Origin of the sequence: Blastococcus sp. KM273129 (genome assembly GCF_021698995.1) — a bacterium.
Classification (GTDB): Bacteria; Actinomycetota; Actinomycetes; order Mycobacteriales; family Geodermatophilaceae; genus Blastococcus.
The window spans coordinates 1-18544 of the sequence record NZ_SSXB01000048.1 but is presented as its reverse complement, the minus strand read 5'-3'; the positions used below and the strand labels follow the sequence as shown (position 1 = coordinate 18544).

At 73.8% G+C, this 18544-nt stretch carries 19 protein-coding genes; 3 read left to right on the top strand and 16 right to left on the bottom strand.

Annotated features, from left to right (window positions below; all coding sequences use genetic code 11):
• Positions 1-227 precede the first annotated feature (227 nt).
• Positions 228-860: a DUF881 domain-containing protein gene (locus tag E9565_RS22980; protein WP_236826727.1), complete on the top strand. Its 633-nt coding sequence runs from the start codon at positions 228-230 to the stop codon at positions 858-860.
• 7 nt (positions 861-867) lie between these two features.
• Here the strand turns inward: E9565_RS22980 and E9565_RS14045 are convergent, their stop codons facing one another.
• The 6 genes from E9565_RS14045 to E9565_RS14020 form a co-directional block, all read right to left on the bottom strand.
• Positions 868-1332 (bottom strand): SgcJ/EcaC family oxidoreductase, encoded by a 465-nt coding sequence (locus tag E9565_RS14045; protein WP_236826726.1) that lies wholly within the window; start codon positions 1330-1332, stop codon positions 868-870.
• A gap of 243 nt (positions 1333-1575) precedes the next feature.
• Entirely contained in the window at positions 1576-3474 is a 1899-nt protein-coding gene (locus tag E9565_RS14040) for an ABC transporter ATP-binding protein (RefSeq protein WP_236835537.1), read from the bottom strand.
• Positions 3475-3553: 79 nt separating this feature from the next.
• The gene (locus tag E9565_RS14035) at positions 3554-4342 is read right to left on the bottom strand and encodes an enoyl-CoA hydratase/isomerase family protein (RefSeq protein WP_236835536.1); all 789 of its coding nucleotides are present in this window, start codon (positions 4340-4342) and stop codon (positions 3554-3556) included.
• The gene (locus tag E9565_RS14030; RefSeq protein ID WP_236826723.1) at positions 4339-4566 is read right to left on the bottom strand and encodes a helix-turn-helix domain-containing protein; all 228 of its coding nucleotides are present in this window, start codon (positions 4564-4566) and stop codon (positions 4339-4341) included. Before E9565_RS14030 ends, E9565_RS14035 begins: the two co-directional genes overlap by 4 nt.
• 158 nt (positions 4567-4724) lie before the next feature.
• Positions 4725-5105: an MmcQ/YjbR family DNA-binding protein gene (locus tag E9565_RS14025; protein ID WP_236826722.1), complete on the bottom strand. Its 381-nt coding sequence runs from the start codon at positions 5103-5105 to the stop codon at positions 4725-4727.
• Between the two features lie 64 nt (positions 5106-5169).
• The gene (locus tag E9565_RS14020) at positions 5170-6771 is read right to left on the bottom strand and encodes an ABC-F family ATP-binding cassette domain-containing protein (RefSeq protein WP_236835533.1); all 1602 of its coding nucleotides are present in this window, start codon (positions 6769-6771) and stop codon (positions 5170-5172) included.
• Positions 6772-6855: 84 nt separating this feature from the next.
• Here E9565_RS14020 and E9565_RS14015 point away from each other — a divergent pair, with 84 nt between their 5' ends.
• Positions 6856-8673, top strand: coding sequence for an SCO7613 C-terminal domain-containing membrane protein (locus E9565_RS14015; RefSeq protein WP_236835531.1), 1818 nt, complete (start codon positions 6856-6858; stop codon positions 8671-8673).
• A gap of 287 nt (positions 8674-8960) precedes the next feature.
• Here E9565_RS14015 and E9565_RS14010 read toward each other — a convergent pair whose 3' ends face one another.
• Genes E9565_RS14010 through E9565_RS13975 form a run of 8 tightly spaced genes read right to left on the bottom strand, consistent with a single transcriptional unit; the run spans position 8961 to position 15902 of the window.
• Positions 8961-9353, bottom strand: a complete 393-nt coding sequence (locus tag E9565_RS14010) for a metal-sulfur cluster assembly factor (protein WP_236826719.1) — start codon at positions 9351-9353, stop codon at positions 8961-8963.
• Entirely contained in the window at positions 9353-9823 is a 471-nt protein-coding gene (sufU, locus tag E9565_RS14005) for a Fe-S cluster assembly sulfur transfer protein SufU (protein WP_236826718.1), read from the bottom strand. The genes E9565_RS14010 and sufU overlap by 1 nt, the downstream gene beginning before the upstream one ends.
• A 13-nt stretch (positions 9824-9836) precedes the next feature.
• Complete coding sequence (locus E9565_RS14000; RefSeq protein ID WP_236835529.1) at positions 9837-11150, bottom strand: cysteine desulfurase; 1314 nt, start codon at positions 11148-11150, stop codon at positions 9837-9839.
• Positions 11147-11920, bottom strand: a complete 774-nt coding sequence (gene sufC / locus E9565_RS13995) for a Fe-S cluster assembly ATPase SufC (protein ID WP_236826716.1) — start codon at positions 11918-11920, stop codon at positions 11147-11149. The genes E9565_RS14000 and sufC overlap by 4 nt, the downstream gene beginning before the upstream one ends.
• Before the next feature lie 13 nt (positions 11921-11933).
• Positions 11934-12299: a non-heme iron oxygenase ferredoxin subunit gene (locus E9565_RS13990; RefSeq protein WP_236826715.1), complete on the bottom strand. Its 366-nt coding sequence runs from the start codon at positions 12297-12299 to the stop codon at positions 11934-11936.
• A 2-nt stretch (positions 12300-12301) separates the two neighbouring features.
• Complete coding sequence (gene sufD, locus E9565_RS13985; protein WP_236826714.1) at positions 12302-13621, bottom strand: Fe-S cluster assembly protein SufD; 1320 nt, start codon at positions 13619-13621, stop codon at positions 12302-12304.
• Positions 13621-15063, bottom strand: coding sequence for a Fe-S cluster assembly protein SufB (gene sufB / locus E9565_RS13980; RefSeq protein ID WP_236826713.1), 1443 nt, complete (start codon positions 15061-15063; stop codon positions 13621-13623). Before sufB ends, sufD begins: the two co-directional genes overlap by 1 nt.
• Entirely contained in the window at positions 15060-15902 is an 843-nt protein-coding gene (locus E9565_RS13975) for a helix-turn-helix domain-containing protein (protein WP_236835527.1), read from the bottom strand. The genes sufB and E9565_RS13975 overlap by 4 nt, the downstream gene beginning before the upstream one ends.
• 247 nt (positions 15903-16149) lie before the next feature.
• On the opposite strand from E9565_RS13975, the gene E9565_RS13970 reads away from it, so the two are divergent.
• Positions 16150-17076 (top strand): heme A synthase, encoded by a 927-nt coding sequence (locus tag E9565_RS13970; protein WP_236835525.1) that lies wholly within the window; start codon positions 16150-16152, stop codon positions 17074-17076.
• Positions 17077-17200: 124 nt separating this feature from the next.
• Here the strand turns inward: E9565_RS13970 and E9565_RS13965 are convergent, their stop codons facing one another.
• Both E9565_RS13965 and E9565_RS13960 read right to left on the bottom strand, forming a co-directional pair.
• Positions 17201-17581 carry a hypothetical protein gene (locus E9565_RS13965; RefSeq protein WP_236835523.1) on the bottom strand — a complete coding sequence of 127 codons (381 nt, stop codon included), beginning with the start codon at positions 17579-17581 and terminating at the stop codon, positions 17201-17203.
• Positions 17582-17639: 58 nt separating this feature from the next.
• On the bottom strand, positions 17640-18544 hold a 905-nt coding region (locus E9565_RS13960), incomplete at its 5' end, for a heme o synthase (RefSeq protein WP_236835521.1).

The window sequence follows — 18544 nt, the reverse complement described above, 5'->3', positions numbered from 1 at the left end:
GCCGGCCGGCACCGCCGGGCGGGGGCGCTGTCCTACTGTGGGGACCGATGGACGTCGACAGGGGGAACGCCTCGGAGCCCGGGCAGCCGGCCGCTGCCGACGGCCGTCCCCCGCCCGACCAGGGCCCCCGGGCCGAGCACCCGACGCCCGGAGACGGCGACCCGCCCGTCGACGCAGCCTCGACCTCCACTGGAGGGTCAGGGTCGTTCCGGTCGTGGAGCAGGCCGGTGGCCGTCGCGGCCACCGCAGCGTTGACCGTGGCCCTCGGGTTCGCGCTCGTCGTGCAGATCCGCAGCACCGCCGAGCCGGCCGAGGAGGACGTGCGCAGCGAGGCCGACCTGGTGGTGCTCCTCGACGAGCTCAACGCCCGCGAGGAGACCCTGCGCGAGGAGATCAGCCGCACCCGGCAGACGCTCGAGGATCTGGGCAACGGGTCGGAGGAGTCCGGCAGCGCGCTCGAGGAGGCGCGGTCCCGGGCGGAGGCCATCGGCATCCTCGCCGGCGCCCTCCCGGCCAGCGGCCCCGGGCTGCGGATGACCGTGCAGGACCCCGACGGCGCGGTCCCCGCCAGCGTGGTCCTCGGCGCCGTCCAGGAGCTGCGCGGCGCCGGCGCGGAGGCCCTGCAGGTCGACGGCGTGCGGGTCGTCGCATCCAGCGCCGTCACCGGCTCCCCCGGCGCGCTCCGCATCGACGGCGAGCTGCTGAGCTCCCCCTACGAGTTCCGGGCCGTCGGCCCCCCGGCCGAGATGGAGGTCGCCCTGTCCGTCGCGGGTGGGGTGATCGCCGACCTCGGCCGGACGGGTGCACGGGTGCAGGTCGAGCAGCTCGACGACGTCCGGGTGGACGCCACGGTCGGCTGAGCCCGGCTCACTGCGGGATGAGCAGCCCGCGCAGCTCCTCGGTGAGGGCCTCGCGCGCCTCGGGGTGCTGGTGCCACGCTGCGGGGGTGACCTGGAACAGCGAGATGCGCCAGCGGCCGCGCCCCTCGTCCACGGCGATCATCGTGTGCACGGCGTTCAGCGCGGGGTCGAGATCACCGGCGCCGGCCGGGATCATGCCGGCGTGCGCGGTCAGCATCGCGACGCCCTCGCCGACGGGGCGGACGGAGCGGACCACGGCCACGTAGGCCGGCGTCTGGTGCGACGAGAACACCTGGCGCAGGTCCGCCGCGATGGACAGCCGGCCGCGGTGGTGGCTGCCGTCGAACCCGATGATGTCGCCGTCGTCGGCGAATCCGGCGGCCACGGCCGCACCGCTGCGCCGGTTCCAGCCGTCGATGAACTCGGCGTAGAGCGCCTGGATCTGGGCGTCCTGCGGGTGGGCTGCGGTCACGTCTCCTCCTCGCTGGCGGTCGCCGGTGCGTCCCGACGCGTGCTGCGGTCCTGCGTGGCCGCGCCAGCCCGGCCACGTGTCCCGGCTGCGGCCGCCTGGGACAGGTGTGACGCTAGTGGTCCCGGTGACCAACTCGTCCGATGCTCGCCGGAGTTCTCCGCGCACCGCACCGGCGCCTTCTCCCCGTTCCCGAGCGCCCCCCACGGTGCGTGCGCGACCGTGTGCGGAACGCCATCGTTGCGGTCACCCGACGACGGCGGAACGGCGCTCCTCCTGCGCGAACTGGGTGCGGTGCAGGTCGGCGTAGCGGCCTCCGCGCGCCAGCAGTTCCTCGTGCGTCCCCGCCTCGAGGATCCGGCCCTCGTCGACGACCAGGATCCGGTCGGCGCTGCGGATGGTGGAGAGCCGGTGCGCGATCACCAGGGAGGTGCGCCCGGCCAGCGCGGTGTCGAGCGCGTGCTGCACGGCGGCCTCGGACTCGCTGTCGAGGTGCGCCGTCGCCTCGTCGAGGATCACGATGCCCGGCGCCTTGAGCAGCACCCGGGCGATGGCCAGCCGCTGCTTCTCCCCGCCCGAGAGCCGGTAGCCGCGGTCGCCGACGACCGTCTCCAGGCCCTCGGGCAGCGACCGCACGAGCTCGGCGATGCGCGCCCCGCCGAGCGCCTCCCACAACTGCTCGTCGGTGGCCTCGGGGCGGGCATAGCGCAGGTTGGCCCCGATGGTGTCGTGGAACAGGTGCGCGTCCTGGCTGACGACGCCGACCGCGTCGCGCAGCGAGGCCAGCGTCGCCTGCCGCACGTCGACGCCACCGACGCGCACCGTCCCGCCGGTCGCGTCGTACAACCGGGGCACCAGGTGGGCGATCGTCGTCTTCCCCGCCCCCGAGTGCCCGACCAGCGCGACCAGGTGACCGGGCTCCACCCGGAAGGAGACGTCGTGCAGGACGTCGACCGGACCACCGTGCTCGGGCAGCGACACCTCCTCCAGCGACGGCAGCGAGACGTCCGCCCCGGACGGGTAGCTGAAGGAGACGTGGTCGAACTCGATCGACCGGTCGTGGGCCGGCACCGGCACGGCGTCGGGCGCCTCGCGGATCATCGGCGGGAGGTCCAGCACCTCGAAGACGCGGTCGAAGCTGACCATCGCGCTCATGACGTCCACGCGGATGTTGGACAGCGCGGTGAGCGGGCCGTAGAGCCGGGACAGGAGGAGCGCGAGGGCCACGACGTCGCCGGGGCTGAGCTCACCGGTGAAGGCCAGCCACCCGCCCAGGCCGTACACCAGCGCCGTCGCCAGCGCCGCCACCAGGGTGAGGGCGGTGAAGAAGGTGCGGCCGTACATGGCCGAGAGGACGCCGATGTCGCGGACGCGGGCGGCCCGGCCGCGGAAGGACTCCGCCTCGGCCGCCGGCCGGCCGAACAGCTTCACCAGGAGTGCGCCGGCGACGTTGAACCGCTCGGTCATCGTGGCGTTCATGGACGCGTTGAGCGTGTAGGACTCCCGCGTGATCTCCTGCAGCCGGCGGCCGATGCGGCGGGCGGGCAGCACGAACAGCGGCACGAGCACCAGCGACAGCAGCGTGATCTGCCAGGACAGCGTGAGCATGACGCCCGCGGTGAGCACCAGCCCGATGACGTTGCTGACCACCCCGGACAGCGTCGAGGTGAACGCCTGCTGCGCGCCCACGACGTCGTTGTTGAGCCGGCTGACCAGCGCGCCGGTCTGCGTGCGCGTGAAGAACGCCACCGGCATCCGCTGGACGTGCTCGAAGACCTGGCTGCGCAGGTCGTAGATGACGCCCTCGCCGATGCGTGCGGAGTACCACCGCGTGCCCAGGGAGATCCCGGCGTCGACGACGGCCAGGCCGGCGATGACCAGTGCGATCTGCACGATGTCGCCCGCGGTGCCCTCCAGCCCGGCGATCCGGTTGACGATGTCGCCGGCCAGGAGCGGGGTGATGACGCCGATGACCGACGAGCCGATCACCAGCGCCAGGAAGAAGGCGAGCTCCCGGCGGTAGGGCCGGGCGATGCCGATGATGCGCCGGACGGTGCCCGGTGGGAGCCGGCGGGCGGTCACCGACGGGTCGCGCCTGAACGACCGCATGGCGGCCATGGAGGTCATGGACTGGTTCACGTCCACGCCACCTCCCTCGTCCCGCCGGCCGCGCCCCGGCGGCTGCTGCAACCGGGGCGGGACCGCGCTTGTTCCTGGGAGTCTCTCAGCGTCCGCTGACGAGATCGTGCAGCCGCTGCACCTGGGCAGCCCGTTCGGCGGCGTCCTGGGCCGGGGCGTCGTTGCCGACGGCGGAGCGCACCAGCGCCGCGGTCGCCCGGCTGGCGCCCACCGGCGGCGCCAGGAGCGCGCCGGTCAGGTCGGCGACGGCGTCGTCCAGCTCCGCCCGCGGCACGACCGCGGTCGCCAGGCCGATGGCCTGCGCCTCGGCGGCGCCGACGGCGCGACCGGTCAGGCACAGCTCCAGCGCCCGCGCGTAGCCGACCAGCTCCACCAGCGTGCTCGTGCCGGTCAGGTCCGGGACGAGGCCGAGCGTCACCTCCGGCAGCCGCAGCTGCGCGTCGTCGCTGAGCACCCGGAGGTCGCAGGCCAGCGCCAGCTGCGCACCGGCGCCGATGGCGTGGCCCTGCACCGCGGCGATCGAGACGACCCCCGGCGAGCGCAGCCAGCGGAAGCCGGCCTGGTAGCCCCGGATCCGCTCCTGCGCCTCCTCGACCGGCAGCCGGACGAGCTCGCCCAACCCGCCACCGGTGCGGGAGCCGGTGTCGAACATGCTGCGGTCCAGGCCTGCCGAGAAGGACCGGCCCGAGCCGCGCAGGACGACGACGCGCACCTCCTCGTCCAGCGACGCCCCGACGTCCGCCAGGGCCACCCAGGTGTCCGGCGTCTGCGCGTTGAGCTGGTCCGCCCGGTCGAGGGTGACGGTGAAGACGGCGCCGTCGCGGCTCGTCCGCACCCAGCCGGGCGGAGGGGAACCGGTGGGGTCTGCGCTCACGCCTTCTTGCTGTTCCGGTTGGCCCCGCCGCGGCTGCGCAGCGAGGCCCCGGACTCCGACAGCAGCCGGTGCACGAAGCCGTACGACCGGTTCGTCGAGGTGGCCAGGGACCGGATGCTCTCGCCCTCGTCGTACCGCTTGCGCAGCTCGTCGGCGAGCGTCGACCGGTCACCGCCGGTGATCCGCTTGCCCTTGCCGAGGTCCGCAGTGCTCTGGTCGGCCATGGCTCCCCTCCGTGTCGGCCACCGGCCCACCGGCACGGAGGTGCCGGCGTGCGACGGCCCGTCGTCTGGTTTGTCCGTCCTGGTGCCGCCGTCCGGTCGACCACGGCTCCCTCCGACCCATGATCACCCAGACGGGGGACCTGCGCGACGCGAGCGGGTCAGCCCTCCAGCCGCTCGCGCAGGCGGCGCGGCGCCCGGCACTCCCACGCCTCGGTGATCGCCTCCTCGAGGTCGTCGGGCGAGGCGGCGGCGACGTCGGCGAGCACCATGGGGTGCACGCCGTACCCGGCCACGGTGAAGAAGACGTCCGGCCGCGTCCTGACCAGGACGTCGACGACGTCGGCGTCCGCGGTGCGCAGGCCGAGAGCCGGCCCGTCCGGCGCGCGGTCGGCCAGCAGCGCCCGTTCACCGCGCCGGAGCACCCGCTCCCAGGCGAACGCCTTGCCCCCGACCCGCCAGGAGCGGCTGTGCCCGTTGTCCTCCTCGACCACCCCGGGCAGGGCGGACGCGACCCGGCGGACGTCGTCCCAGCTGGCCACCGGCCGCTCCTCCCCGGACCGCGGACTCGCCGGTGCCATGGTGCCGCACCGGCGGCCGCGGTGGTCAGGCCAGCTCGACCAGGTCGGCCAGGTCCTCGCTCCAGGCGTCCTCGGTGCCGTCGGGCAGCAGGATGACCTTGTCGGGGTCCAGCGCCCGGACGGCGCCCTCGTCGTGGGTGACCAGGACGATCGCCCCGGCGTAGGTGCGCAGCGCCTCGAGCACCTGCTCGCGGCTGGCCGGGTCCAGGTTGTTGGTCGGCTCGTCCAGCAGCAGCACGTTGGCGCCGGAGACGACGAGCGTCGCCATCGCCAGGCGCGTGCGCTCACCACCGGAGAGCGTGCCGGTGCGCTGGTCGACCGTCTCACCGGAGAAGAGGAAGGCGCCCAGGATGCGGCGCAGCTCGGTGTCGGTGCTGTCGGGCGCCGACGAGCGCATGTTCTCCAGCAGCGTGCGGTCCATGTCGAGCGTCTCGTGCTCCTGCGCGTAGTAGCCCACGCGCAACCCGTGCCCGGGCTTCACCTCCCCGGTGTCCGGCGACTCGGTGCCCGCGAGCATCCGCAGCAGCGTCGTCTTCCCGGCCCCGTTCAGGCCCAGGACGACGACGCGGGCGCCGCGGTCCACGGCGAGGTCGACGTCGGTGAAGATCTCCAGCGACCCGTAGCTCTTGGACAGCCCCTCGGCGGTGAGCGGCGTCTTCCCGCACGCGGCCGGCGTCGGGAAGCGGAGCTTGGCGACCTTGTCCTGCACCCGCACGTCGGCCAGACCGGCGGCCAGCCGCTCGGCCCGCTTGTCCATGCTCTTGGCGGCCTTGGCCTTGGTCGCCTTGGCGCGCATCTTGTCCGCCTGCGCGGTGAGGGTGTCGATCTTGCGCTCGGTGTTCGCGCGCTCCTGCTTGCGGCGCCGCTCGTCGGTCTCCCGCTGGGCCAGGTAGGGCTTCCAGCCGAGGTTGTAGACGTCGACCGTGGCCCGGTTGGCGTCCAGGTGCCACACCTTGTTGACGACGGCGTCCAGCAGCTCGACGTCGTGGCTGATGACGATCAGCCCGCTCTTGTGGCTGCCCAGGAAGCCCTTGAGCCACGTGATCGAGTCACCGTCGAGGTGGTTGGTCGGCTCGTCGAGCAGCAGCGTCTCGGCGTCGGAGAAGAGGATGCGCGCGAGCTCCACCCGGCGCCGCTGACCGCCGGACAGGGTGCGCAGCGGCTGGGCGAGCACCCGGTCGGGCAGGCCCAGGTTGGTGCAGATCCGGGCGGCGTCGCTCTCCGCGGCGTACCCGCCGAGCGCGGCGAACTGGTCCTCCAGCCGGCCGTAGCGGCGGACGGCCCGGTCGCGCTCGTCGTCGTCGGCGGGCTCGGCCATGGCCACCTGCGCCTTGACCAGCTGCGACTTGAGCACGTCCAGCCCGCGGCCGGAGAGCACCCGGTCGCTGGCGGTGATGTCGAGGTCACCGCTGCGCGGGTCCTGCGGCAGGTAGCCGATCTCGCCGGAGACCTCCACCTTGCCGGCGTGCGGCAGGCGCTCGCCGGCCAGGGTGGTGAGCGTGGTGGTCTTGCCGGCGCCGTTGCGCCCGACGAGCCCGATGCGGTCACCGGGCTGCACCCGCAGGCTGGCCTCGCTGATGAGGATGCGGGCGCCGGCGCGCAGCTCCAGGCCGGTCGTCGTGATCACTGAACCCAGGGTAGGCGCTCGAGCGCCCGCATCCGAGCGGATTCGCGGTGATTCGGGCGGCAACGGCGCGGGCAGGGTGCTGCGGTGACCCCGGAGCTGCGGACGACCCGGCCGGGAACGCCGACGCCGGTGCCGCCGTTCCCGTACGCGGCCCGCCCACCGCAGGTGCTGCTCGCCGTGGGGGCGGTGCTGCTGGTCAGCGGCGCCGCGGCGCTAGCCTCCCTCCAGGGCGGGCCGCTGGTCGGGGGCGGGCTCCTGGCGCTCGCGGCCGTCGCCGCGGCCGCCTCGGTGCGGGCCGACCGGGCGCGGCTGGGGAGCTCGGCGGAGACCTTCGCGGCCACCTCCGCGGGCCTCGCGCTGGCCGCCGGTGACGTCGGCGCCGCGCGCACCGGCGAGCCGCTGCTGCCGCTGGTGCTGGCCGGCGCCTTCGTCCTGCTGCACCGGACCTGCCCCGCGACGGCCGCCTGGCCGCTCGCGGCCTGGGCCGGGCTGCAGCTCGCCGTCCTGCGGCTGGTGGACGGCGTCGCCGCGCCGGTGCGGACCGAGTTCCTGCTGGGCGTCGCGCTGGCCGGGCTGGTGGTCGCGCTGTTCGCCCGCCCCCTGGTCGCCCGGCTGGTGCTGCTGACGACCGCCCCCTGGTTCGCCACCGGCGTGCTGGCCGGCCTGCAGGAATCCTGGACCGACGCGGCGGCCGGGCGGTGGTCGGCGGCCGCGCTCGTCGCGGGCGCCGCCGGCGGGCTGCTGCTGGCCCGGCTGCGGGCACCGCTGGACGTGCTGCTCGGCCCCCCGCGGCTGGTCCCCGTCGCCTCCGGCGCCCTCACCGGGGCCGCGGTCGCCGGGGCGGCGTCGGCCGGGGGCCCGGTCGCCGTCGCCGTAGCCGGGTTCACCGGCGTCCTGGCCGCGGCCGTGGCGGCCGGCGTGCTCGACGGGTGGCGCCGCGGGTTCCTGCTCCCGGCGGCCCTGACCGGCGGGGTGCTGCTGGCCGCCCTGTCGGTGCTGCGCCTGGTCGCGGGCACGCACTGGTCGGCGCTGGCGCTGCTGCTCCTCCTGACCGCGGCGCCGACGGTGTGGGTGGCCGCGTTGCGCCCGAAGGACCGTCCCGTGGCCGCGCCGACGGCGGTGGGCTGCCTGGCCGGGGCCGCGCTGCTCGGGCTCCCCGACGGCTGGGCCTCCCCCGCCGTCGCCGCCGTCCTGCTGACCACGCTGTACCTGCTGGCGCTCGGCGCCGCGGCGGCGCTGGACCGCGATTCGCGGCGGGCCACCGTCGTCTCCGCCGCGGTCGTCGCCGCGCTCGCCGTCCTGCTCCTCGTCACCCGGGGTGAACGGCCGCAGGTGCTGGCCCACCTGGCGGTGCAGGGCACGGCGACGCTGGCCTGGGCCTGGTGGACCGGCCGGACGTCGGGTCCGGGCACCGCGACCGACGCCACCGCCGCCTGGCGGGCGGGTGCGGCGCAGGTCGTGCTCGCCTGCTGGATCGGGGCCGCGCTCGCGGGCACCGGCACGGTGGAGGCCTGGACCCTCCCGGCCGCCGGCGGGCTGTGGCTGGCGGCGGGGCGGGCGCTGGAGCGCGAGCCGTCCTGGCCGTCGTGGGGCCCGGGGCTGCTGGTGGCGGCCGTCCCCTCGACCGCGCTGGCCGCCCTCTCCCCCGACGAACCGCGCGCCGTGCTGGTGCTCACCGCCGCCGGGGTCGCGATGGTGGCGGGGAGCCGGGTCGGCGTCCGCGCGCCGATCCTGGTCGGGGCGGGATCGGCGCTGGTCCTGGCGCTGGCGGTCGCGGTGCGCGCGCTGCCGTGGCCGGTGGCCGCCGCACTGGCGGTGGGTGCCGTGCTCCTCTTCGTGGGGGTGCTGCGCGAGCGCGTCCCGGTCGACGGCTTCGCCGCCCGCCTGGACGACCTGAGGTGAGCGCCCCCCGGCGACGGCGATGTCCCCGGGGCGGGCACTGCGGGCGCCGGAACGGCGGAGCCGGGGACACCGCTCCGTGCTGCCCGGCCACCCCGGGCCCTCAGTGGCACCAGGGCCGGCACGGCGGCCGACTCGGGGGCCGAGGGTGCCAGGCGGTCCCACCGACGACGACTGCCCGCGCCCCATAGGGCGCGGGCAGCACGGTGACGCTGGCGTCGGCGGGCGGGTGGTCGCCCGAGCCCGGCCGGGCGCAGACCCCGGCGAGGTCATCGATCAGCGGCGAGGACTCACACCCGGAAGCCCAGGGCGCGCAGCTGCTCGCGACCGTCGTCGGTGATCTTGTCCGGGCCCCACGGCGGCATCCAGACCCAGTTGATCCGGATGTCGTCGACCAGCCCGGGGCCGGGGCCGCCGGTGAGCGCCTGGCGGGCCTGGTCCTCGATGACGTCGGTCAGCGGGCACGCCGCGCTGGTCAGCGTCATGTCGATGATCGCGACGTTGTTCTCGTCGACGTCCAGGCCGTAGACCAGGCCCAGGTCGACGACGTTCACCCCGAGCTCGGGGTCGACGACGTCGCGCATCGCCTCCTCGACGTCCTCGATGAGCGCCGACTTGTAGGCCGGCAGGTCGCCGGGGGCGCCGTCGGTGGCGGGGGTCGCGTTCTCGGTGGTCTCGCTCATCAGTTGCTGCCTCCGGTCTGGGGGGCGGTGGAGAGGGCTCGGGCGGACGCGTCCTTGAGGGCCATCCAGCTCATCAGCGCGCACTTGATGCGCGCCGGGTACTTCGAGACGCCGGCGAACGCGACGGCGTCCTCCAGCTCGTCCTCGAGCTTCTCGGCGACGGCGGGGTCGCCCTTGGCCTGCATGAGGGTCATGAAGTGCTCGCCGGTCTCCAGCGCCTGCGTCACCGGCTTGCCGACCACCAGGTCGTACATCGCCGAGACCGACGCCTGGCTGATCGAGCACCCCATGCCCTCGTAGGACACGTCGGCGACGGTGTCCCCGTCGAGCTTCACCCGCAGGGTCACCTCGTCACCGCACGTCGGGTTGACGTGGTGGACCTCGGCGTCGAACGGGTCGCGCAGACCGCGTCCGTGGGGGTTCTTGTAGTGGTCCAGGATGATCTCCTGGTACATCGACTCGAGCTGCATCAGCGGATCGACCTCACACCGTTCCGAAGAACTTCTGGGCCGCGCGAATTCCGTCGGCCAGCGCGTCGACGTCGTCGTACCCCGTGTGCACGTAGAACGTCGCCCGGGTGGTTGCCGGCACGCCGTAGCGCCGCACGACCGGCCACGCGCAGTGGTGCCCGACGCGGACGGCGATGCCGAGGTCGTCGAGCACCTGCCCGACGTCGTGCGGGTGGATGCCCTCCACGGTGAAGGAGACCGCTCCCCCGCGGGCGACGGTGTCCGGCGGGCCGATCACCGTGACGCCGGGGATCCCGGCGAGCTTCTCCAGCGCGTACCCGGTGAGCGCCCGCTCGTGGGCCTCGACCTTGTCCATCCCGAGGGCGTTCAGGTAGTCGACGGCCGCGCCGAGCCCGACCACCTGGGCGGTCATCGGGACGCCGGCCTCGAAGCGCTGCGGCGGCGGCATGAAGGTGGAACCCTCCATCCGCACGACCTCGATCATGGAGCCGCCGGTGAGGAACGGGGGCAGCGCGTCCAGCACCTCGTAGCGGCCCCACAGCACGCCGACGCCGGTGGGCCCGAGCATCTTGTGCCCGGAAAACACCAGGAAGTCCGCGCCCAGGGCGGTCACGTCGATCGGCTGGTGCGGCACCGACTGGGCACCGTCCACCAGGACCAGGGCACCGACCTCGCGGGCCCGCGCCACGATCTTCTCGATCGGGTTGATCGTGCCCAGGATGTTCGACTGCTGGGTCACGGCGACGAGCCTGGTGCGCTCGTTGACCACCGTCGCCAGGTCCGAGAGGTCCAGCCGGCCGTCGTCGGTCAGCCCGAGCCAGCGCAGGGTCGCCCCGGTGCGCTCGCACAGCTGCTGCCACGGGATGAGGTTGGCGTGGTGCTCCATCTCGGTGACGACGATCTCGTCGCCCTGGCCGACGGCGTGGGCCCGGAACTCCGGCTCCTTCGCCGTCGCGGCGTTGGAGAGCGCGTAGGCGACCAGGTTGATCGCCTCGGTGGTGTTCCGGGTGAACACGATCTCGTTCTCGGGGGCGCCGATGAAGGCACCGATCTTCGCCCGGGCCTCCTCGTAGGCCCCGGTCGCCTCCTCGGCGAGCTGGTGGGCCCCCCGGTGCGGCGCGGCGTTGACGTTCTCGTAGAACCAGCGCTCGGCGTCGAGCACCTGGCGCGGCTTCTGCGAGGTGGCCCCGGAGTCGAGGTAGACCAGCCGCTTCCCGTCCCGCACCGTGCGGGACAGGATCGGGAAGTCCGCCCGGATCGCCTCGACGTCCAGGGGCAGGGGCACCTGCTGCGCCCCGGCTCCGGGACGCGAGGCGGTCTGGGTCATGCGGATGCGACCTCCGGGGCGCCCTTGACGTAGGCGGCGTAGCCCTCGTCCTCGAGCTTGGCGGCGAGCTCCGGGCCACCCTCGTCGACCACCTTGCCGGCGACGAAGACGTGCACGAAGTCGGGCTTGATGTACTTCAGGATGCGCGTGTAGTGCGTGATCAGCAGGACGCCGACATCACTGTCCTCGCGGCTCTTGTTGACGCCCTCGGAGACGACCCGCAGCGCGTCGACGTCGAGGCCCGAGTCGGTCTCGTCCAGGATCGCGATGGCCGGCTTGAGCAGGCGCATCTGCAGGATCTCGTGGCGCTTCTTCTCACCGCCGGAGAAGCCCTCGTTGACGTTGCGCTCGGCGAACGCCGGGTCCATCTCCAGACCGGACATCTCGGTCTTGACGTCCTTGACCCAGGTGCGCAGCTTGGGCGCCTCGCCCTTGATGGCGGTGGCGGCGGTGCGCAGGAAGTTCGACACCGAGACGCCGGGCACCTCGACCGGGTACTGCATGGCGAGGAACAGGCCGGCGCGGGCCCGCTCGTCGACGCTCATCTCGAGGACGTCCTCGCCGTCGAGCGTGACGCTGCCCCCGGTGATCGTGTACTTCGGGTGGCCGGCGATCGAGTAGGCCAGGGTCGACTTCCCCGAGCCGTTGGGGCCCATGATCGCGTGCGTCTCGCCGGAGCGGACGGTCAGGTCGACGCCGCGGAGGATCTCCTTGGCGTCGTCACCCTCGCCGACGCTGACGTGCAGGTCGCGGATCTCCAGAACGGACACTTCTTCTCGCTCCTCAGTTGGCGGCCGCCGGGGGACGACGGTCGTCGGCCGCAGCATCTGCTTCCGTGTCGACGTACACGTCCTCCCCCTCCACGCGGACCGGGTAGACAGGCACCGGCTCGGTGGCCGGCAGGTTGGTGGGCTCGCCCGTGCGCAGGTCGAAGCACGACCCGTGCAGGAAGCACTCGATCGTCGGGGCGCCGTCGAAGGTCTCGACGTCGCCGTCGGTGAGCGGCACGTCGGCGTGCGAGCAGCGGTCCTCGAGCGCGTAGACCTCGCCCTCGAACCGGACGACGGCGATGTCGATGTCGGCCAGCTCGACCCGCAGTGCCCCCGTCTCCTTGACGTCGGAGAGGGCGCAGACGCGTTCGAAGGCCATGGTCAGGCCACCTCGACCGGCTGATCGTCCAGGGCGGGCAGGGCGCCGAGGCGCTCGTCGATCGAGGCCATGAGCCGGTCCTGCAGCGCGTCCAGGCCGATCCGCTGGACCACGTCGGCGAAGAAGCCGCGGACGACCAGGCGGCGCGCGGTCTCGGCGTCGATGCCGCGTGAGCAGAGGTAGAACAGCTGCTCGTCGTCGAACCGGCCGGTGGCGCTGGCGTGCCCGGCACCGACGATCTCGCCGGTCTCGATCTCCAGGTTCGGCACCGAGTCGGCGCGGGCGCCGTCGGTGAGCACCAGGTTGCGGTTGAGCTCGTAGGTCTCGGTGCCGGTGGCCGCGGGCCGGATGCGGACGTCGCCGATCCAGACCGTGCGGGCACCCTCACCCTGCAGCGCGCCCTTGTAGAGCACGTTGCTGGTGCAGTTGGGCACCGCGTGGTCGACCCACAGGCGGTGCTCCTGGTGCTGGGTCTCGTCGGAGAAGTAGACGCCGAACAGCTCCGCGGTGCCGCCGGGGCCGGCGTACTGCACGTTGCTGACCAGGCGGACGAGGTCACCACCGAGGGTCACCACGACCTGGGTGAAGGTGGCGTCCCGGCCGACGACGGCGTCGTACTGCCCGCCGTGCACGGCACCGGGCGCCCAGTCCTGGACCGACACCAGCTTCACCTGGGCGCCGTCGCCGACGAGGACGGAGACGCCGCCCGCGTACTTCGCCAGGCCGCTGTGGTCGAGCACGATCGTCGCCTGGGCGAAGGCGCCGACCTCGATCACCAGGTGACCCCAGACGACGTCGTCGGAGCCGGTGCCGGCCAGGCCGAGCGTGACCGGGCGGTCCGGCTGGGCCTCCTTGGCCACGCGGACGACGGCGGCGCCGCCGCAGCGCTGGCGGGCCAGGGCGGCCAGCCGGTCGACCGGCTCGGGCAGCCCCTTCAGCAGCGGGTCGCCGGCCTCGACGCTGGTCAGCTCGACGCCCTCGGGCAGGTCGGTGGTCCAGGTCAGGTGGGCGTCCGACGGGGCGCCGTCCAGCAGCGGCCTGATCCGCTTCATCGGGGTGAAGCGCCACGTCTCCTCGCGCCCGGTGGGCACGCCGAAGGCGTCGGGGTCCGTCGAGGTGAACCGCTCGGCCGGGGAGCCGGTCGGCGTGGACCCGCCGTGCGAGTGCGCGCCCGGCGCGGCCTGGCCGGCCGTGCCGGTGCCGGCCGCCGGGACGGCCGGCGGACCGGCCTGCGTCCCGACGCCGTCGCCGAACAGCTCGCCGGCGAGGGTGGCCGACTCGGTGGTCAGCCCGGTGGTGGTGGGGGCGTTCTGGTCGGGCATCAGCCGACGGCACCTTCCATCTGCAGCTCGATGAGCCGGTTGAGCTCGAGGGCGTACTCCATGGGCAGCTCGCGGGCGATCGGCTCGACGAACCCGCGCACCACCATCGCCATGGCCTCGTCCTCGGAGAGGCCGCGGCTCATCAGGTAGAAGAGCTGGTCGTCGCTGACCCGCGAGACGGTGGCCTCGTGACCCATGGCGACGTCGTCCTCGCGGACGTCGACGTAGGGGTAGGTGTCCGACCGGCTGATGGTGTCCACCAGCAGCGCGTCGCACTTCACCGTGGACTTCGAGCCGTAGGCGCCCTCGTCGACCTGCACGAGGCCGCGGTAGGAGGTGCGGCCACCGCCGCGGGCCACCGACTTCGACACGATCGTCGAGGAGGTGTGCGGCGCGGCGTGCACCATCTTGGCGCCGGCGTCCTGGTGCTGACCCTCGCCCGCGAAGGCGATCGAGAGGACCTCGCCCTTGGCGTGCTCACCGGTCATCCAGACGGCCGGGTACTTCATCGTCACCTTGGAGCCGAGGTTGCCGTCGACCCACTCCATGGTCGCGCCCTCGTGGGCCACGGCCCGCTTGGTGACCAGGTTGTAGACGTTGTTCGACCAGTTCTGGATGGTCGTGTACCGGCAGCGCGCGTTCTTCTTGACGATGATCTCGACGACCGCGGAGTGCAGCGAGTCCGACTTGTAGATCGGCGCGGTGCAGCCCTCGACGTAGTGCACGTAGGCGCCCTCGTCGACGATGATCAGCGTCCGCTCGAACTGGCCCATGTTCTCGGTGTTGATCCGGAAGTAGGCCTGCAGCGGGATCTCGACGTGCACGCCCGGCGGCACGTAGATGAAGGAGCCGCCCGACCACACGGCGGTGTTGAGCGCGGCGAACTTGTTGTCACCGGAGGGGATGACCGAGCCGAAGTACTCGCGGAACAGGTCCGGGTGCTCCTTGAGCGCCGTGTCGGTGTCCAGGAACAGCACGCCCTGCTCCTCCAGGTCCTCGCGGATCTGGTGGTACACGACCTCGGACTCGTACTGCGCGGCGACACCCGCGACCAGCCGCTGCTTCTCCGCCTCGGGGATGCCCAGCTTGTCGTAGGTGTTCTTGATGTCCTCGGGCAGCTCCTCCCAGGACGTCGCCTGCTTCTCGGTGGAGCGGACGAAGTACTTGATGTTCTGGAAGTCGATGCCGGAGAGGTCCGAGCCCCAGTCGGGCATGGGCTTCCGGTCGAACAGCTTGAGGGCCTTGAGACGGCGCTCGAGCATCCACTCGGGCTCGCTCTTGCGGGCCGAGATGTCGCGGACGACCTCCTCGGACAGACCGCGCTTGGCGGAGGCGCCGGCGACGTCGGCGTCGGCCCAGCCGTACTCGTAGCGGCCGAGCTGCTCGATCTGCTCGTCCTGCGTCAGCGGCGTGGCCGTGGCCGGCTGCTGGGTGCTGGTCATGCGGGCGTCCTCTCCCGGTCGTTCGTGGGGGCGATGCTGGTGGACTCGGTCGTGCGGGTGCGCGCGCGGTCGGGCGCTGCACGCTCACCTGGTACAGGGCGTCCGGGGGCCGATCTGTTCCCCGTCCGCGTGTGATCGAGGGCCTGCCCGGCGCGCACCGGGCCGGGGATGTGCGTGGTGCACACCCCGTCGCCGTGGGCGATCGTGGCCAGCCGCTGGACGTGCGTGCCGACCAGCCGGCCGATCACCGCCGTCTCGGCCTCGCAGAGCTGCGGGAACTCCGCCGCGACGTGCGCCACCGGGCAGTGGTGCTGGCAGAGCTGCCCACCGCCGGACAGCGCCGAGGCGGTGGCAGCGTAGCCCTCGGCGGTGAGGGCGGCGGCGAGCGCTTGGGCCCGGTCGGCCGGGGCGCCGGGGCTGCCGGTCGTGGCCGCCTCGACCGCGCTGGAGGCACGCGCCTCCAGGCCGGCGAGCTGCTGCTCGGCCACGGCGCGGACCGCGTCGGGGCCCCCGGCCGCCGCCACGTAGCGCAGTGCGGTCAGGGCCAGGTCGTCGTACGCGTGCGGGAAGGCCGACCGGCCGGCGTCGGTCAGGTGGAAGCGCCGGGCGGGGCGCCCCCGGCCGCGGTGGGCGTCGCGCACCTGCCGCTCCTCGACGCGGCCGGTGGCGACCAGCGCGTCGAGGTGGCGCCGCACGGCCGCCGGGGAGATGCCGAGGCGGCCCGCGAGCTCGGTCGCCGTCTGCGGCCCGTGCTCCAGCAGCAGCCCGCTCACGCGGTCGCGGGTGCGCCCGTCGTCGGCGGACGCCGACGGCCGGAGCTTCGCCGCGAGAATTTCCACAACACGAGTGTGTCCTATTTCGGGGGCCTCGCAAGCAAGGTCGACCTAAGAACGGCGCCGACGGGCGGTCTTCGTGATCAGCTTCACGCCACCGCGGCCCCAGCCCCTCGTGACCAGCCGGGACAGCCGGTGGGGAGCTCCCGCGGGTCACCCTCGGCCCTCGCCCCCCGGCGGCCGGCCGCTCATCCGGCGGAGCCGCTGGGCCGACGTCCCCTGCCGGTCGCCGGCGACGGCCTAGCATCGGGACGTGCCGGTGCTGCCCGCCTCCTTCTCGTCCACGACCATCTCGCGGGTCGCGTTCGCCAACCTGCTGGCCAACGGGGCGATCGTCCTGACCGGGGGCGTCGTCCGCCTCACCGGTTCCGGCCTCGGCTGCCCGACCTGGCCCCGGTGCACCGACGAGAGCTTCGTCACCACGCCGGAGATGGGCATCCACGGTGTGGTCGAGTTCGGCAACCGGCTGCTCACCTTCGTCCTCGCCGTCCTGGCCGTCTCGCTCGTCGTCGTGGTGGTGCGCTCACCGCGCCGCGACCTGCGCCCCCTGGCCGTGGCGGCGTTCCTCGGCATCCCCGCGCAGGGCGTCGTCGGCGGCATCACCGTCCTGACGGGCCTCAACCCGTGGACCGTCGCCGCGCACTTCCTCGTCTCCATGGGCCTCGTCGCGCTGACCACCGTGCTCTGGCTCCGGTCGCGGGAACCGGGCGTCGGCGAGCCGCTGCTGGGCCGTCCGTTCCGCCTGCTGGTCGGCGCGATCGCCGCCGTCACCGCGCTGGTGCTCGTCATGGGGACCGTGGTCACCGGCAGCGGGCCGCACAGCGGCGACCCCGAGGCCGGGCGCACCGGCCTGGACCCCGAGCTGGTCAGCCACCTGCACGCCGACGCCGTCTTCCTGCTCCTCGGGCTCACCGTCGCCCTGCTGGTGGCGCTCTACGCGACCGACTCCCCCGGCCGGGTGCGCCGGGCCGCCCGCGACCTGCTCGTCGTGCAGCTGGCGCAGGGCGTCGTGGGCTACGTGCAGTACTTCACCGGCCTGCCGATCCTGCTGGTGCTCCTGCACATGCTGGGCGCCGTGCTCATCACCGCCTACACCGCCCGCCTGGTGTGGTCGGTCCGCGGGCCGGTGTCCGAGCGTCCGCTCACCGCACCCGCCGAGCCGGCGGTCGCCGCCCGCTGAGCCGCCGTCGCGCGGCCGGGCGGGTGCACCGGTCCCGCGCCGGGCGTGCGCGCCCACGCCGGGATCGGCGCGCTCGAACCCCGCGTGCGCGCCCACGCCGGGAACGGGTCGCGAGAACCCGGAGTCAGCGCCCGTCGTCGCGGGGGATGCGCCGGGCCGCATGGACCGAGCGGTTCTCCCGACGGCACTCCTCGGGCTCAGCGCTCAGCCGGCGGTAGCTGGAGCGCAGCCTCTGCCAGCCCTCGGTGGCCGGCAGGGCGACGTCTCGGCGGATGTCCCGCTCGCGCTGCTCCCGCGAGCCGTGCCACGCCGCGCCGTCCATCTCGACGGGGAGCAGGACGTCGTCGTAGGCGGCATCCAGCAGGTGGCTCCGACCGCCGACCGCGACCGCCCGCTGCTGGGTGAACGGGGGCATGCCCGGCCCGCGCAGCACCTGGAGCACCCCGGATCTCCGGTTCGCCCTGGCAGCGTCGGCGAGGAGGCCCACCAGCTCCACGAGCGCCACGCGCCAATGCAGGCACGGGCGCCGCTCGATCTCGGCGCCCAGCTGCTGCCCGGTGGGGTCAGACGATGGCGTCGACGACGATCGCGACCGACAGCAGCGACAGGTACGAGATCGAGACGTGGAACAGCTGCATCGGCTTCATCTCGCCCCCGCGCTTGATGCGGGCCAGCAGCCGGTGTGACTCGACGACGAACCAGGCACCCAGCAGCGCCGCGGGGATCGCGTAGCCGAGCCCGATGCCGTAGCCGGAGGCCACCGGCCACAGCAGCAGGGAGACGGCGACGGTGGCCCACGCCCAGGCCACGGACTGCCGGCCGACCGACAGCGCGGTGGTGACCACGGGCAGCATCGGGACGTCGGCGCGGGCGTAGTCGTCCTTGAACCGCAGGGCGAGCGCCCAGAAGTGCGGCATCTGCCAGCAGAACACGATCCCGAAGACCACGACCGCCGGCCAGTCCAGCGACCCGGTGACCGCGGCCCAGCCGATCAGCACCGGCGCCGCCCCGGGCACGCCGCCCCACTCCGTGCTGCGGCGGGTGTGCCGCTTGAACACCATCGTGTACAGGACGGCGTAGTAGAAGATCGCCACCGCCGCGAGCACCGCCGCCAGCGGGGTCGTCGTCGCCAGCAGCAGCGCGATGGAGCTGACGGTGAGCACGCAGCCGAAGACGAGGGCCGCCCGCGGGGTGACCTCGCCGGTCACCAGCGGCCGCTTCTGGGTGCGCTGCATCAACCGGTCGATGTCGCGGTCGAAGTAGCAGTTGAAGACGTTGGCCGCGCCGGCGGCGAGGGTGCCGCCCAGCAGCGTCCAGAACAGCAGCGACAGCGACGGCCAGCCGCGGTCGGCCAGCATCATCGCCGGCACCGTCGTGATGAGCAGCAGCTCGATGATGCGCGGCTTGGTGAGGCCGACGTAGGCGCCGACGCGGGCCCGGAAGCGGGAGGCGAGGCGGGGGGCAGGGG